At 70.6% G+C, this 13,699-nt stretch carries 11 protein-coding genes and 1 tRNA gene; 1 reads left to right on the forward strand and 11 read right to left on the reverse strand.

Annotation, left to right across the window (positions count from 1 at the left end):
* Positions 1-19: 19 nt before the first annotated feature.
* From prmC to N5875_RS12460, 11 genes are all read right to left on the reverse strand, one after another.
* A complete protein-coding gene (gene prmC / locus N5875_RS12410; protein ID WP_318207886.1) occupies positions 20-865 on the reverse strand; it encodes a peptide chain release factor N(5)-glutamine methyltransferase in 846 nt (281 codons plus the stop codon).
* A 48-nt stretch (positions 866-913) separates the two neighbouring features.
* Positions 914-1,990 carry a peptide chain release factor 1 gene (prfA, locus tag N5875_RS12415; protein ID WP_318207887.1) on the reverse strand — a complete coding sequence of 359 codons (1,077 nt, stop codon included), beginning with the start codon at positions 1,988-1,990 and terminating at the stop codon, positions 914-916.
* Positions 1,991-2,086: 96 nt separating this feature from the next.
* On the reverse strand, positions 2,087-2,305 hold the full coding sequence (gene rpmE / locus N5875_RS12420; RefSeq protein WP_030321069.1) for a 50S ribosomal protein L31: 219 nt from the start codon (positions 2,303-2,305) through the stop codon (positions 2,087-2,089).
* Between the two features lie 158 nt (positions 2,306-2,463).
* Positions 2,464-3,561: an LCP family protein gene (locus N5875_RS12425; protein WP_318207888.1), complete on the reverse strand. Its 1,098-nt coding sequence runs from the start codon at positions 3,559-3,561 to the stop codon at positions 2,464-2,466.
* A gap of 204 nt (positions 3,562-3,765) precedes the next feature.
* The gene (gene rho / locus N5875_RS12430; protein WP_338493594.1) at positions 3,766-5,859 is read right to left on the reverse strand and encodes a transcription termination factor Rho; all 2,094 of its coding nucleotides are present in this window, start codon (positions 5,857-5,859) and stop codon (positions 3,766-3,768) included.
* A 418-nt stretch (positions 5,860-6,277) separates the two neighbouring features.
* Positions 6,278-7,195: a homoserine kinase gene (thrB, locus tag N5875_RS12435; RefSeq protein WP_030321061.1), complete on the reverse strand. Its 918-nt coding sequence runs from the start codon at positions 7,193-7,195 to the stop codon at positions 6,278-6,280.
* A gap of 333 nt (positions 7,196-7,528) precedes the next feature.
* The gene (gene thrC, locus N5875_RS12440; RefSeq protein ID WP_318207890.1) at positions 7,529-8,599 is read right to left on the reverse strand and encodes a threonine synthase; all 1,071 of its coding nucleotides are present in this window, start codon (positions 8,597-8,599) and stop codon (positions 7,529-7,531) included.
* 6 nt (positions 8,600-8,605) lie between these two features.
* A complete protein-coding gene (locus tag N5875_RS12445) occupies positions 8,606-9,898 on the reverse strand; it encodes a homoserine dehydrogenase (protein ID WP_318207891.1) in 1,293 nt (430 codons plus the stop codon).
* 141 nt (positions 9,899-10,039) lie between these two features.
* Positions 10,040-11,431 carry a diaminopimelate decarboxylase gene (lysA, locus tag N5875_RS12450; protein ID WP_318207892.1) on the reverse strand — a complete coding sequence of 464 codons (1,392 nt, stop codon included), beginning with the start codon at positions 11,429-11,431 and terminating at the stop codon, positions 10,040-10,042.
* A gap of 12 nt (positions 11,432-11,443) precedes the next feature.
* Complete coding sequence (locus N5875_RS12455; RefSeq protein WP_338493600.1) at positions 11,444-12,427, reverse strand: DALR anticodon-binding domain-containing protein; 984 nt, start codon at positions 12,425-12,427, stop codon at positions 11,444-11,446.
* Positions 12,428-12,695: 268 nt separating this feature from the next.
* On the reverse strand, positions 12,696-13,187 hold the full coding sequence (locus N5875_RS12460) for a response regulator (RefSeq protein WP_338493603.1): 492 nt from the start codon (positions 13,185-13,187) through the stop codon (positions 12,696-12,698).
* Between the two features lie 160 nt (positions 13,188-13,347).
* On the opposite strand from N5875_RS12460, the gene N5875_RS12465 reads away from it, so the two are divergent.
* A tRNA-Arg gene (locus N5875_RS12465) sits at positions 13,348-13,419 on the forward strand.
* The last annotated feature ends 280 nt before the right edge of the window (positions 13,420-13,699 follow it).

The following is a 13,699-nucleotide window of genomic DNA, read 5'->3' on the forward strand; positions in this document are numbered from 1 at the left end:
GTCGTGCTGGTCATGCCGGTCATGGCATCGCCTTGCGGGCGGTCGCGAAGCGCGGCCGGTTGTTCAGGTCCGGGTGGTCGGCGGCGTCGGCCCAGCCGGCCTCTTCGTTGAAGATCCACGGCACCTGCCCGCCCTGGGTGTCCGCGTGCTCGATGACGACGAGGCCGCCGGGACGGAGCAGCCGGTGGGCGGTGCGCTCGATGCCGCGGATGGTGTCGAGGCCGTCCTCGCCGGAGAAGAGGGCCATCTCCGGGTCGTGGTCACGGGCCTCGGGTGCCACGTACTCCCACTCGGTGAGCGGGATGTACGGCGGGTTGGAGATGACCAGGTCGACCTGGCCGTCCAGCTCGGGGAGCGCGCTGAGCGCGTCGCCCTGGTGGACGGTGACGCGGGAGCCCTCGGCGTTCCTGCGGGTCCACACGAGGGCGTCGTCGGAGAGCTCGACCGCGTGCACGCGCGAGCGCGGCACCTCCTGGGCCATCGCGAGGGCGATGGCCCCGGAGCCGGTGCAGAGGTCGACGATGAGGGGTTCGACGACGTCCATCGCGCGGACGGCGTCTATGGCCCAGCCGACGACCGACTCGGTCTCCGGCCGGGGCACGAAGACCCCGGGCCCGACCTGGAGCTCCAGGTACCGGAAGAACGCCCGCCCGGTGATGTGCTGGAGCGGTTCGCGGGCCTCTCGGCGGGCGACGGTCTCCCAGTAGCGGGCGTCGAAGTCCGCGTCCTTGACGTTGTGCAGCTCCCCCCGCTTGACGCCGTGCACGAACGCGGCGAGCTCCTCCGCGTCGAAACGCGGTGAGGGAACGCCGGCGTCGGCCAGCCGCTGGGTGGCCTGGGCCACCTCGGCAAGCAGCAGGTTCACGCTGGTCCTCCGTGGTGCGGGGGGTGGGGCTTACGGAACTGACGCCACTTACGCCGCGGCGAGCTTGGCAGCCGAGTCGGCGTCGACGCACGCCTGGATCATCGCGTCCAGGTCGCCGTCGAGCACCTGGTCCAGGTTGTACGCCTTGAAGCCGACGCGGTGGTCCGAGATCCGGTTCTCCGGGAAGTTGTACGTACGGATCTTCTCGGACCGGTCGACGGTGCGGACCTGGCTGCGACGGGCGTCGGCGGCCTTGGACTCGGCCTCCTCCTGCGCGGCGGCGAGCAGCCGGGACCGCAGGATACGCATGGCCTGCTCCTTGTTCTGGAGCTGGCTCTTCTCGTTCTGGCAGGAGGCGACGATGCCGGTCGGCAGGTGGGTGATGCGGACGGCGGAGTCGGTGGTGTTGACCGACTGGCCGCCGGGGCCCGACGAGCGGTAGACGTCGATGCGCAGGTCGTTGGCGTGGACCTCGACCTCGACCTCCTCGGCCTCGGGCGTGACGAGGACGCCGGCGGCGGAGGTGTGGATACGGCCGGCGGACTCGGTCGCGGGCACGCGCTGCACGCGGTGCACCCCGCCCTCGTACTTCAGGCGCGCCCAGACGCCCTGGCCGGGCTCGGTGGCGCCGTTGCCGCCCTTGGTCTTCACGGCGACCTGGACGTCCTTGTAGCCGCCCAGCTCGGACTCGGTGGCGTCGATGATCTCGGTCTTCCAGCCGACGCGCTCGGCGTACCGCAGGTACATGCGGAGCAGGTCGCCGGCGAAGAGGGCGGACTCGTCGCCGCCCGCGCCCGCCTTGATCTCCAGGATGACGTCCTTGTCGTCGCTCGGGTCGCGCGGGACGAGGAGCAGACGGAGCTTCTCGGTGAGCTCCTCCCGGTCCTTCTCCAGCTGCTTGACCTCGGCGGCGAAGTCGGGATCGTCGTGTGCCAGCTCGCGGGCGGTCTCGATGTCGTCACCGGTCTGCTTCCAGGACCGGTAGGCGGCGACGATCGGGGTCAGCTCGGCGTAGCGCTTGTTCAGCTTGCGCGCGTTCGCCTGGTCGGCGTGGACCGAAGGGTCTGCGAGCTTCGTCTCGAGGCCGGCATGCTCGCCGACCAGTTCCTCGACCGCCTCGAACATCGGGGGCTCCTGGGTTTTTCGTCAGTTGCTACGGGACGGCAAAGCGCCGGTCCCGGCCACCCGCGCGGGGCGACCGTGGACCGGCGCAGGGGCTCGCTACTTGGCGGAGCCGGCCTTGCCGAAGCGGGCCTCGAAGCGGGCGACGCGGCCGCCGGTGTCGAGGATCTTCTGCTTGCCCGTGTAGAACGGGTGGCACTCGGAGCAGACCTCGGCACGGATGGTGCCTTCGGTCAGGGTGCTCCGGGTGGTGAACGACGCGCCACAGGTGCAGCTGACCTGGGTCTCGACGTACTCGGGGTGGATCTCGCGCTTCAAGGTGTCTCCTAGTTTCGGGAGGGCTCCGGGTCGCTTCCGCGGGTCGCGGCAAACGTGAACCGGGGCCGACGTACCAGTCTGCCAGGACCGGCCGCATCTGCCCAAACCGGGGTGGCGGCGAAAGTATTCCTGAGCGGCCTCGGACGGCGGTCGCCGTGCTACTTCACGACGCCCTCGGCCTTGCCGGTGGCCGCGTCCTTCGTGGCCGACGCGGGGATCGGCAGGTCCTTCTTCAGGGCCGTCCAGACCTGCCGCGACTGGGCCTCCAGGGGCACGACGCGGTTGGGGTCCCGGGGGTCGTACTCGACGGGCAGGGTGACCATGTGGACGTTCTGGGCGGCGATGCCGGAGAGGCCCTTGGCGAAGCCCATCAGCTCCTGGACCGAGTCGAGTTCGGAGTCGGGGGTGATGGCCTTGGTGGCGGCGTCGGCGAGGTCGAGGAGCTTCTTCGGGTTGGTGAGGACGCCGACGTCCTTGACCTGGTTCATGAAGGCCTTCATGAAGGCCTGCTGGAGCTGGATGCGGCCGAGGTCGCTGCCGTCGCCGACGCTCTTGCGGGTCCGGACGAGGCCGAGGGACTGCTCGCCGTCGAGGGTGTGGGTGCCCGGTTCGAGGTCGAGGTGGCTCTTGCTGTCCTTGATGGCGGTGGTGGTGGTGATCTCCACCCCGCCGAGCTCGTCGATGAGCTTCTTGAAGCCGGTGAAGTCGACCTCGATGTAGTGGTCCATGCGGATGCCGGACATCGCCTCGACGGTCTTGACGGCGCAGGCGGGGCCGCCGACCTCGTACGCGGTGTTGAACATGGCCCGCTGTTCGGCGGCGACGGCCGTGCCCTGCGCGTCGGTGCACTTCGGCCGGTCGATGAGGGTGTCGCGGGGTATGGAGACGACGCCGGCCTTCTTGTGGCCCTCGTAGACGTGGACGACCATCGCAGTGTCGGAGCGGGCGCCGCCCTCGTCCTTGCCGTAGACGCCGTTGTCGCCGGAGCGGGAGTCGGAGCCGAGGACGAGGATGTCCAGGGAGCCGTTGTCGACGTCGTCGGGGCGGTCGGTGCCCAGCTGGGCGTTGATGTCGACGGTCTCGAGGTTGCCGTCGAGCGTGAAGTAGACGTAACCGAGGCCGGCCCCGCCGAGGACGAGGACGGCGAGGGCGCCCGAGACCAGGACGGCCGCCCTGCGGCTGTGCCTGGCGGGCTGCTTGCGGCGGCGGCCGCTTCCCGCGCCGGCTATTCGGCCGCTCTTGCTCTGCTCGGTCATCGTCATCCCTCGGCCCTAGGTTCACCATATGTGACGGCGAAGCGGCCGAAAGGGTTGCATACGGGCCTGTGGGGTTTCGGTGGGCGTAGAACCGAACAGCACTGCGCCCACCGTGCGGGGCACGGTGGGCGCAGTGGTTTACGCAGGTCACGACGGGGTTACGGACACGGGGCCCGGCTCACGTCGTGTGACGCAGCTCTCGCGTCAGTCGTTGTTCGCCGCTCCAGGGGTGGTCTTCTGGATCTGGAGCAGGAACTCGCCGTTCGACTTCGTCTGCTTCATCTTGTCGAGCAGCAGCTCGATCGCCTGCTGCTGGTCGAGCGCGTGCAGCACACGACGCAGCTTCCAGGTGACGGCGAGCTCGTCGCTGCCGAGCAGGATCTCTTCCTTACGCGTACCCGAGGCGTCGACGTCGACGGCCGGGAAGATGCGCTTGTCGGCGAGCTTCCGGTCGAGCTTGAGCTCCATGTTGCCGGTGCCCTTGAACTCCTCGAAGATCACCTCGTCCATGCGCGAGCCGGTGTCGACCAGCGCGGTGGCCAGGATGGTCAGCGAGCCGCCGTCCTCGATGTTGCGCGCCGCACCGAAGAAGCGCTTCGGCGGGTAGAGCGCGGTCGAGTCGACACCACCGGACAGGATGCGGCCGGAGGCCGGCGCCGCGAGGTTGTACGCGCGGCCCAGGCGGGTGATCGAGTCGAGCAGGACGACCACGTCGTGACCCAGCTCCACGAGACGCTTGGCGCGCTCGATGGCCAGCTCGGCGACGGTGGTGTGGTCCTCGGCCGGACGGTCGAAGGTCGAGGAGATGACCTCGCCCTTGACCGACCGCTGCATGTCGGTGACCTCTTCCGGACGCTCGTCGACCAGGACGACCATCAGGTGGCACTCGGGGTTGTTGGTGGTGATCGCGTTGGCGATCGCCTGCATGATCATGGTCTTGCCGGTCTTCGGCGGGGCCACGATCAGACCGCGCTGGCCCTTGCCGATCGGCGACACGAGGTCGATGATCCGCGTGGTCAGCACGCCCGGGTCGGTCTCCAGACGGAGCCGGTCCTGCGGGTAGAGCGGGGTCAGCTTGTTGAACTCGGGGCGGCCACGGCCGGAGTCGGCGGCCATGCCGTTCGCGGAGTCCAGGCGGACCAGCGCGTTGAACTTCTCGCGGCGCTCGCCCTCCTTCGGCTGACGCACGGCGCCGGTGACGTGGTCACCCTTGCGCAGGCCGTTCTTGCGGACCTGGGCGAGGGAGACGTACACGTCGTTCGGACCGGGCAGGTAGCCGGAGGTCCGGATGAACGCGTAGTTGTCGAGGATGTCGAGGATGCCCGCGACGGGGATCAGGACGTCGTCGTCGGCGACCTGCGGCTCGCCGGCCTGGAAGTCGTCACGGCCACGACGCCCACGGCGGTCGCGGTAACGGCCACGACGCCCGCGGCGGCCGCCCTCGCCGTCGTCGTAGTCGTCCTGCGGACCGGCCTGCTGGCCGCCCTGCTGACCCTGGCCCTGGACCTGCTGGCCCTGACCCTGGCCCTGGCCGCCCTGACGCTGGCGCTGACCGCCCTGGCCACCGCCCTGCTGCTCGTCGCCCTTGCCGCGGTCACGCTGACGGTCGCGGCGGTCACGGCGCTCGCCGCGCTCCCCGCGCTCGCCCCGCTCACCGCGGTCGCGACGGCCACGGCCCTCGGCGCCGTCGACGGCGGCCTCGGCCTTGGTGTCGGTGCCCGCGTCGGCCTTGGCCTCGGTACGGGTGTCGGTCTTGACGACCTGCGCGGCCTCGGCCTTGGCCTCGCCCTCCGGCGAGCCGGCGGGGGCGGTGGCACGGCGGCGACGACGCTCGCCCGAGGGCTGGTCGTCGGCGGGGGCGCCGCCCTGGTCGACCGAGGTCGAGACCTTGGGGGACGGCTGGCCCGGGATGTCGATCTGCTGCTGGGCGGTGGCCTTCTCGGCCTTCTCCGCCTTGGGCTCGGCGGCCTCGGCAGCGGTCTCACCCGTACGGGCCTTGGCGGTGGTGCGGCGCTTCGGCTTGGTCTCGGCGGCGTCGGCGGCCTTGGCGGGGGCGGAGCCTCCACCGGCCTGCGCCTCCTTGATGACCTCGATCAGCTGGCTCTTGCGCATCCGCGCGGTGCCCCTGATGCCGAGGCCGGACGCGACCTGCTGCAGCTCGGCCAGGACCATGCCCTCGAGGCCGGTGCCGGAGCGGCGGCGCCGTGCGGTGCCGCCGGTGGCAGCACCTGCGGCGGGCGCGGCGGCGTCGACACTGCTGTCGGCAGTCACGCCCATCAGATCGGTGGTGTCGCTCACGAAGGGTCCTTCCCTGGAGCGGACGTCGGCCATCTGGCTCGGCGACCGGTTGTGCTGTCCGGCAGCGGTCCCGTGTTGGGTGGACCGTGTCCGGGGCGGTGGTCCCGCCGGGTACGGCGGAGAGAAAACGTGCTGGGGTCCGGCCCGAGCGCCCCCTGCTCGGCCCTCGCGAGGAAAGAAGAGCGAGGGGTGTCGTGCCGGTTCCGGAGCGTGCTCGAAACTGCTCAGGCAGGCTGCTCAGGCAGTTGGGGAGGCTCCCGGAAGAATCGGTGGTCCCTGATGGGGACACTCAGCACCGCGCCACAAAGGCGCCGGGTGCTGACTTGAGGTTAACACTACCGGCTCCAACAAACATTCCCCCTCTCCCTCACCGGCAATCTCCTGTCCGGACGCTGCCCGGCGTCCGGCCGCCGCGCGCCTAGGGCGCCAGCGGAAGGACGCTCGCTCCGGACGCGTCGAGGTCGAGCCGGTTCGCGGCCCAGCCCTCACCCGCGAGGCGGGCGACCTTGTCGGCCGTCCCGTGTTCGGCCAGCGCGAGGACCGTGGGGCCCGCGCCGGAGATGACCGCGGGGACGCCGTCCGCCCGCAGTCGGTTCACCAGGGCGATGCTGTCGGGCATCGCGGGAGCCCGGTACTCCTGGTGCAGCCGGTCCTCGGTGGCCGCGAGCAGCAGCTCGGGGCGGCGGGTCAGGGCCTCGACGAGGAGGGCGGCACGCCCGGCGTTGGCCGCGGCGTCCACGTGCGGGACGGTGCGCGGCAGGAGCCCGCGGGCAGTCTCGGTCAGCACCGGCTTCCCGGGGACGAAAACCACCGGAACGATGGAATCCGAGGGATCCATCCTGATCGCCCGCGCGGCACCGGACTCGGTCCAGGCGAGCGTGAATCCGCCGAGCAGACAGGCGGCGACGTTGTCGGGGTGACCCTCGATCTCGGTGGCCAGCTCGAGCAGGGCGGCCTCGTCGAGCTTGGCGTCTCCGCCTATGGTCACGGCGCGGGCGGCGACGATGCCGGCGCAGATGGCGGCGGAGGAGGAGCCGAGGCCGCGGCCGTGCGGGATGCGGTTCGCGCAGACGACCTCGAGGCCGCGCGGCTGTCCGCCGAGCAGGTCGAAGGCGGTGCGCAGGGAGCGTACGAGCAGGTGGCTCTCGTCGCGCGGGAGCGTCTCGGCGCCCTCGCCGGCGATGTCGACGTGCAGCCCGGAGTCGGCGACACGGACGACGACGTCGTCGTAGAGACCCAGCGACAGGCCGAAGGCGTCGAAGCCCGGACCGAGATTGGCGCTGGTGGCGGGGACGCGCACCCGTACGGCGGCGGCGCGGAACGCTGGACCGGCCATCGCTCGATGACTCTCCTTGATTGCGACAACGGTGTTTCAGAACTGCGGGTACTCAGAACTGCGGGTACTCAGAACAGCAGGTACTCAGAACAGCGGGTGTTTCAGGGGAAGTACACGAGAACCCGGGGGCCGTTTCAGCCACGGAGGCGACAACGGCAACAACACCGCGCATATGCGTCGGGGCGGGTTCGGTACAGCCTATCGAAGGAAGGTTCTGCCGCGACATAGGGCGCACAGGAGGCGCACGATGCGTGTCGCGAGCCAACCTGTGCGCCTATGTACGTTCCTGATCGGGTTTCGATCAGCACGTTTCCGCGCGCGGAGGGGTGAGGATCAGGCCAGACCGAGGCGTTCGGCGGCGGCGGCCGCGTCGACCGGAACGGTGACCGGTTGCGGCGCGCCGGCGACGGCCCAGTCGGGGTCCTTGAGCCCGTTGCCGGTGACCGTGCAGACGATCCGCTGGCCGGGGTCGACCTTGCCCTGCTCGGCGGCCTTCAGCAGACCGGCGACCGAAGCGGCCGACGCCGGCTCGACGAAGACACCCTCCTGCGCGGCCAACAGGCGGTAGGCGCGCAGGATCTCACGGTCCGTCACCTCGTCGATGAAGCCGCCCGACTCGTCGCGCGCGGCGATCGCGTAGTCCCACGAGGCCGGGTTGCCGATGCGGATCGCGGTGGCGATCGTCGACGGGTCCTTGACGACCTCGCCGCGTACCAGCGGGGCCGAACCGGAGGCCTGGAAGCCCCACATGCGGGGGCGGTGGGTGGCGAGACCGTCCGTGGCGTACTCGCGGTACCCCTTCCAGTACGCCGTGATGTTGCCGGCGTTGCCCACGGGCAGGACGTGGATGTCGGGCGCATCGCCCAGCATGTCCACGATCTCGAAGGCGGCGGTCTTCTGGCCCTCGATACGGACCGGGTTGACCGAATTGACCAGCGCGACCGGGTAGTTCTCGGAGAGGCTGCGGGCCAGGGTCAGGCAGTCGTCGAAGTTGCCGTCGACCTGGAGGATCTTCGCGCCGTGCACGAGGGCCTGGCCCATCTTGCCGAGCGCGATCTTGCCCTGCGGCACGAGGACGGCCGACACCATGCCGGCGCGGACCGCGTAGGCCGCGGCGGAGGCGGAGGTGTTGCCGGTGGAGGCGCAGATGACGGCCTTCGCCCCCTCCTCCTTGGCCTTCGAGATGGCCATGGTCATGCCCCGGTCCTTGAAGGAGCCGGTGGGGTTGGCGCCCTCGACCTTGAGGTGCACCTCGCAGCCCGTGCGCTCGGAGAGGACCTGAGCGGGTACGAGCGGCGTGCCGCCCTCACGGAGCGTGACGACGGGCGTCGTGTCCGTGACCGGAAGGCGGTCCCGGTACTCCTCGATGATGCCGCGCCACTGGTGGGTGCCCTTGTGGGTCATGGGTCCTTACTCCCCTTCAACACGCATGATGCTGGCGACACCGCGTACGGTGTCGAGCTTGCGCAGCGCCTCGACGGTCCCGGAAAGGGCGGCGTCGTGCGCGCGGTGGGTGACGACGACGAGGGAGGCCTCGCCGTCCTTGCCCTGCTGACGGACCGTGTCGATCGACACGCCGTGCTCGGCGAAGACCGTCGCGACCTGGGCGAGGACGCCCGGCTTGTCGGCCACGTCGAGGCTGATGTGGTACCGCGTCACCACGTCGCCCATGGGACTCACGGGCAGCTGGGTGTACGCGGACTCGCCGGGGCCGTTGGCCTCGTTGAGCTTGTTGCGGCACACGGCGACGAGGTCGCCGAGGACGGCCGAGGCGGTCGGAGCGCCGCCTGCGCCGGGGCCGTAGAACATGAGCTGTCCAGCGGCGTCGGCCTCGACGAAGACCGCGTTGTACGCCTCGCGGACGGAGGCCAGCGGGTGGCTGAGCGGGATCATCGCCGGGTGTACGCGCGCGGTGACGGACTCGCCGTCGGCGGCGCGCTCGCAGATGGCGAGCAGCTTGATGGTGCAGCCCATCTGCTTGGCGGAGGCGAAGTCGGCGGCGGTGACCTCGGTCATTCCCTCGCGGTAGACGTCGTCGAGGCGCACGCGCGTGTGGAAGGCGATCCCGGCGAGGATGGCGGCCTTGGCGGCGGCGTCGAAGCCCTCGACGTCGGCGGTCGGGTCGGCCTCGGCGTACCCGAGGGCGGTGGCCTCGTCGAGCGCCTCGGAGTAGCCGGCCCCGGAGGTGTCCATCTTGTCGAGGATGAAGTTGGTCGTGCCGTTGACGATGCCCATCACGCGGTTGATCTTGTCGCCGGCGAGGGACTCGCGCAGCGGCCGGATGAGCGGGATGGCGCCAGCGACGGCGGCCTCGTAGTAGAGGTCCTGCCCGTGCTCCTGGGCGGCGGCGTAGAGGTTCGCGCCGTCCTGGGCGAGCAGCGCCTTGTTGGCCGAGACGACGGAGGCGCCGTGCTCGAAGGCGGTGGTGATGAGGGTGCGGGCCGGCTCGACCCCGCCGATGACCTCGACGATCACGTCGATGTCCCCCCGTTTGACCAGGGCGGTGGCGTCGGTGGTGATCAGCTCCGCCGGGATGCCCTCGCGGACCTTGTCCGGGCGGCGGACCGCCACGCCGGCGAGCTCGACCGGGGCGCCGATGCGCGCGGCGAGGTCGTCGGCGTGCGTCGTCATGATGCGCGCCACCTCTGAGCCGACCACTCCACAGCCCAGCAGCGCCACCTTCAGCGGACGCGTACGCATCATCCGACCTCTTTCGTCCTACTTCGTATCTCTACGTTCGAGTCTCTACGGTTCTCAACGGTGGAACCAGTCTCACTCACCGGACGGGGGTTTCCGCCCCTCGTCCGGATCCTGAGACATCTATTTCATCACTCGACTATTTCATCACCCGACGTCGAGACGCAGGAGATCTTCCTCCGTCTCGCGCCGCACGATGACCCGCGCCTCGCCGTCACGGACGGCGACGACGGGCGGCCGGAGTGCGTGGTTGTAGTTGCTGGCCATGGAGCGGCAGTACGCACCGGTGGCCGGCACGGCGATGAGGTCGCCGGGCGCCAGGTCCGAGGGCAGGAAGGCGTCCCGTACGACGATGTCGCCGCTCTCGCAGTGCTTGCCGACGACCCGGGAGAGCATGGGCGCGGCGTCGCTGGTCCGCGAGACGAGGTTGACGCTGTACTCGGCGTCGTACAGCGCGGTGCGGATGTTGTCCGACATGCCGCCGTCGACGGAGACGTACGTCCGCAGCCCCTCGAGCGGCTTGACCGTCCCCACCTCGTACAGGGTGAAGGCGGTGGGCCCGACGATGGCGCGCCCGGGCTCGACGGAGATGCGGGGCGTGGAGAGACCGGCGGCCTCGCACTCCCTCGTGACGATCTCGGTCAGTGCCTTGGCGATCTCGTGCGGCTCGCGCGGGTCGTCCTCGGAGGTGTAGGCGATCCCCAGCCCGCCGCCGAGGTCGATCTCGGGCAGCTCGACGCCGTGCTCGTCCCGCACTTCGGCGAGCAGCTGGACGACGCGTCGCGCGGAGACCTCGAAGCCGGCCATGTCGAAGATCTGCGAGCCGATGTGCGAGTGGATGCCGATGAGCTCGAGCCCGTCCAGCTTCAGCGCGCGGCGCACGGCCTCGGCGGCCTGTCCGCCGGCCAGCGCGATGCCGAACTTCTGGTCCTCGTGCGCGGTGGCGATGAACTCGTGGGTGTGGGCCTCGACGCCGACGGTCACCCGGATCTGCACGCGCTGGCGCTTGCCGAGGGACTGCGCGATGTGCGCGACGCGCACGATCTCCTGGAAGGAGTCGAGAACGATCCGCCCGACGCCGGCCTCGACGGCCGTACGGATCTCGTGCTCGCTCTTGTTGTTGCCGTGGAAGGCGATGCGCTCGGCGGGCATCCCTGCGGAGAGTGCGGTGGCGAGCTCCCCGCCGGAACACACGTCGAGGTTCAGCCCCTCTTCCTTGAGCCACCGCACGATGGCCCGGGAGAGGAACGCCTTCCCGGCGTAGAAGACGTCGGCGTCCTTGCCGAAGGCCTCGGCCCAGGCGCGGCAGCGGGCGCGGAAGTCCGTCTCGTCGAGGAAGTAGGCGGGGGTCCCGAACTCCTCGGCGAGCTCGGTCACGCTCAGCCCGCCGACGGTGGCGACACCGCGCTCGTCCCGCTCGACGGTCCGCGACCACACCTTGGGGTCGAGGACGTTGAGGTCGGCGGGGGGCGCGGTGTAGTGACCCTCGGGAAGGACATCGGCGTGGCGAGGGCCTGCGGGGTGGGCGGAACGACTCATGTCTGAACTCTTTCAAATCCGTTCGGGTGCGCTGATGCCGAGCACGGAGAGGCCACCGGCGAGCACCGTCCCGGCGGCTTCGGCGAGCGCGAGCCGGGAACGATGGGCGGCCGAGGGTTTCTCGTCGCCGAGCGGCAGAACGGTGTGCTGGAACGTGAGCAGCGCGTCGGCGATGGCTTCCAGGTGCCGGGCGACCCGGTCGGGGGCGCGGTGGCGGGCGGCGGTGAGGAGGGCGACGGGGTGGTCGCCGAGGACGCCGAGAAGTTCGGGTGCGTGGACGGGAGTCTCGTACGCGGGCCTGAATCCGAGCTGCGCGGCGTTGACGAGCAGCCTCCGGGCCCGGGAGTGGGCGTAGCGCACACGGAAGAGGGAGTTGCGCTCGTGCTGGACGAGGAGGGGCGGCCCGTCGAGGGGCCGGTCCTGGGGAGCGGCCCGGAGAAGGGCCCACCGGGCGGCGTCGACGCCAAGAGTCTCGCCCTGGTACACCCCCGGGTACACGTGGATCCGCTCGGCGTTCCGCTCGTCCCCGCCGAACCCGGCGTCGGCGCCCTGGGTCCTGAGGAGCCGGACGACGGTCTCGGTGACGAGCAGGGCGCGCGCGTCGGCCGGATCTGTCAGGTCGGCGAACCGGACGGTGGTCCCGACGAGGCCGGTGCCACTCCCGTACGAGGCTCCGGCCTCGCGGACGGCCCGTACGAGCTCGCCGCCGGCGTCGGACCGAAGGGTGAAGTTCAGGAAACCGGGACCGGTGATGGCGACCTCTTGGAGCCCGGGGGCGTCACGGAGACGTTCTTCCAGGATCCCGGCGACGTCGAGGGCGGTGCGTCCGGCGGACCGGGCGAGGGTGAGGGCGACGTTACTGGCGTACTCCCCGGCCCCTCCGGGCCGGGCCCGCTCGACCTTGACCATCGGGGGTACGTCGACCCGCAGCGCACCGTCGTCGACCGCACGGCGCACGGCGTGCAGCACGGTGAGGGAGAGGTCCGCGGGGGTCACGGGACAAGCGTAGGGGAGGAGGGGGGTCGGAAAGCGAACCGGTTTCGCGATGCGGTCACCCGACCGTGGGGCGGCTGCGGAATGCGGCGACCGGACGGTGGGCCGGCTGCGGGGTGCGGCGACCGGATGGTGGGCCGGCGTGGGCCGGCTGCGGGGTGCGGCGACCGGACGGTGGGCCGACGTGGGCCGGCTGCGGGGTGCGGCGACCGGACGGTGGGCCGACAGCGGATGGGCCGGCGCGGCCGAACGACCGACCGACCGACCGTGCTCAGTGCGGACGGGTGGTGCTCCCGGCGCGTCGGGGTTCCTGGCAGCCGTCGACTGCGGCCGGGTCCTCTCCCCCGTCGGGCCCGGCACCGTCGGACCGCTCGGGTCGCTCACGCCGCTCGCGGTGCATGAGCTGACGGACGACGCGTACGAGCTCGGCGGGCTCGAAGGGTTTGGCGAGGAAGGCGTCGACACCGGAGGCGACCCCACCGGAGACCTCGTGCTCACCGCAGGCACTGATGATCGCGACCGGGAGATGACTGGTCCGGGGATCGGCCCGCAGCCGCTCGGCCGTCTTGATCCCGTCCAAGCGGGGCATGACGACGTCCAGGGTGACGACATCAGGACAGACCCGATGTACGACATCCAGACACTCGGCACCATCGGCCGCGGTCACGACCTCGAACCCCTCGAGTTCGAGATTGACCCTGATCAACTGCCGGATCACCTTGTTGTCGTCGACAACGAGCACCCGACCGGACACGCCTGACACACGAACGAGAGTAGGCGGCCCCGAACGGCTGCGTCCGGGTTTTACCCACTTCTGACCCGTGCGGGGGACCCAGCCCCTGGTGACACCCCGGAAATACCTGTTCACAGCCACTCCCGCAGAGCTGGTAGGGTTCTACCCGTCGCCGCCGAACGCGGCGGACGCCCCCGTAGCTCAGGGGATAGAGCAACGGCCTCCGGAGCCGTGTGCGCAGGTTCGAATCCTGCCGGGGGCACTTCGCAGGAAGTGCCAGACAGACCCCGTCAACAGCGGAAACGCTGAGGACGGGGTCTTGTTGTATGTGCAGGCGTGAGCAGGGCTGAGCGGCCGTATGACAGGGGTCGCGGCCTGTTCGCGGCCTGGGCCGTGGGGCATCGCCCCAAGTGAGAACCCGGAAACGACGAAGGCCCCGGGACAGGTCCCGGGGCCTCAACTGTGCTTCACTCGCCGCTCTGTGACCCAGATACGCCAGAAACCCGCCAGAACTTGATCTTGGCCTGCTGAGTGCCTGACGC

This window comes from Streptomyces sp. SJL17-4, assembly GCF_036826855.1.
Lineage (GTDB): Bacteria > Actinomycetota > Actinomycetes > Streptomycetales > Streptomycetaceae > Streptomyces.

Coding starts and splice junctions, on each gene's coding strand:
- N5875_RS12425 (WP_318207888.1), bottom strand. CDS start 3,561: ATGACCGAGCAGAGCAAGAGCGGCCGAATAGCCGGCGCGGGAAGCGGC.
- thrC (WP_318207890.1), bottom strand. CDS start 8,599: ATGACCCACAAGGGCACCCACCAGTGGCGCGGCATCATCGAGGAGTAC.
- N5875_RS12445 (WP_318207891.1), bottom strand. CDS start 9,898: ATGATGCGTACGCGTCCGCTGAAGGTGGCGCTGCTGGGCTGTGGAGTG.
- lysA (WP_318207892.1), bottom strand. CDS start 11,431: ATGAGTCGTTCCGCCCACCCCGCAGGCCCTCGCCACGCCGATGTCCTT.
- prfA (WP_318207887.1), bottom strand. CDS start 1,990: ATGTTCGAGGCGGTCGAGGAACTGGTCGGCGAGCATGCCGGCCTCGAG.
- thrB (WP_030321061.1), bottom strand. CDS start 7,195: ATGGCCGGTCCAGCGTTCCGCGCCGCCGCCGTACGGGTGCGCGTCCCC.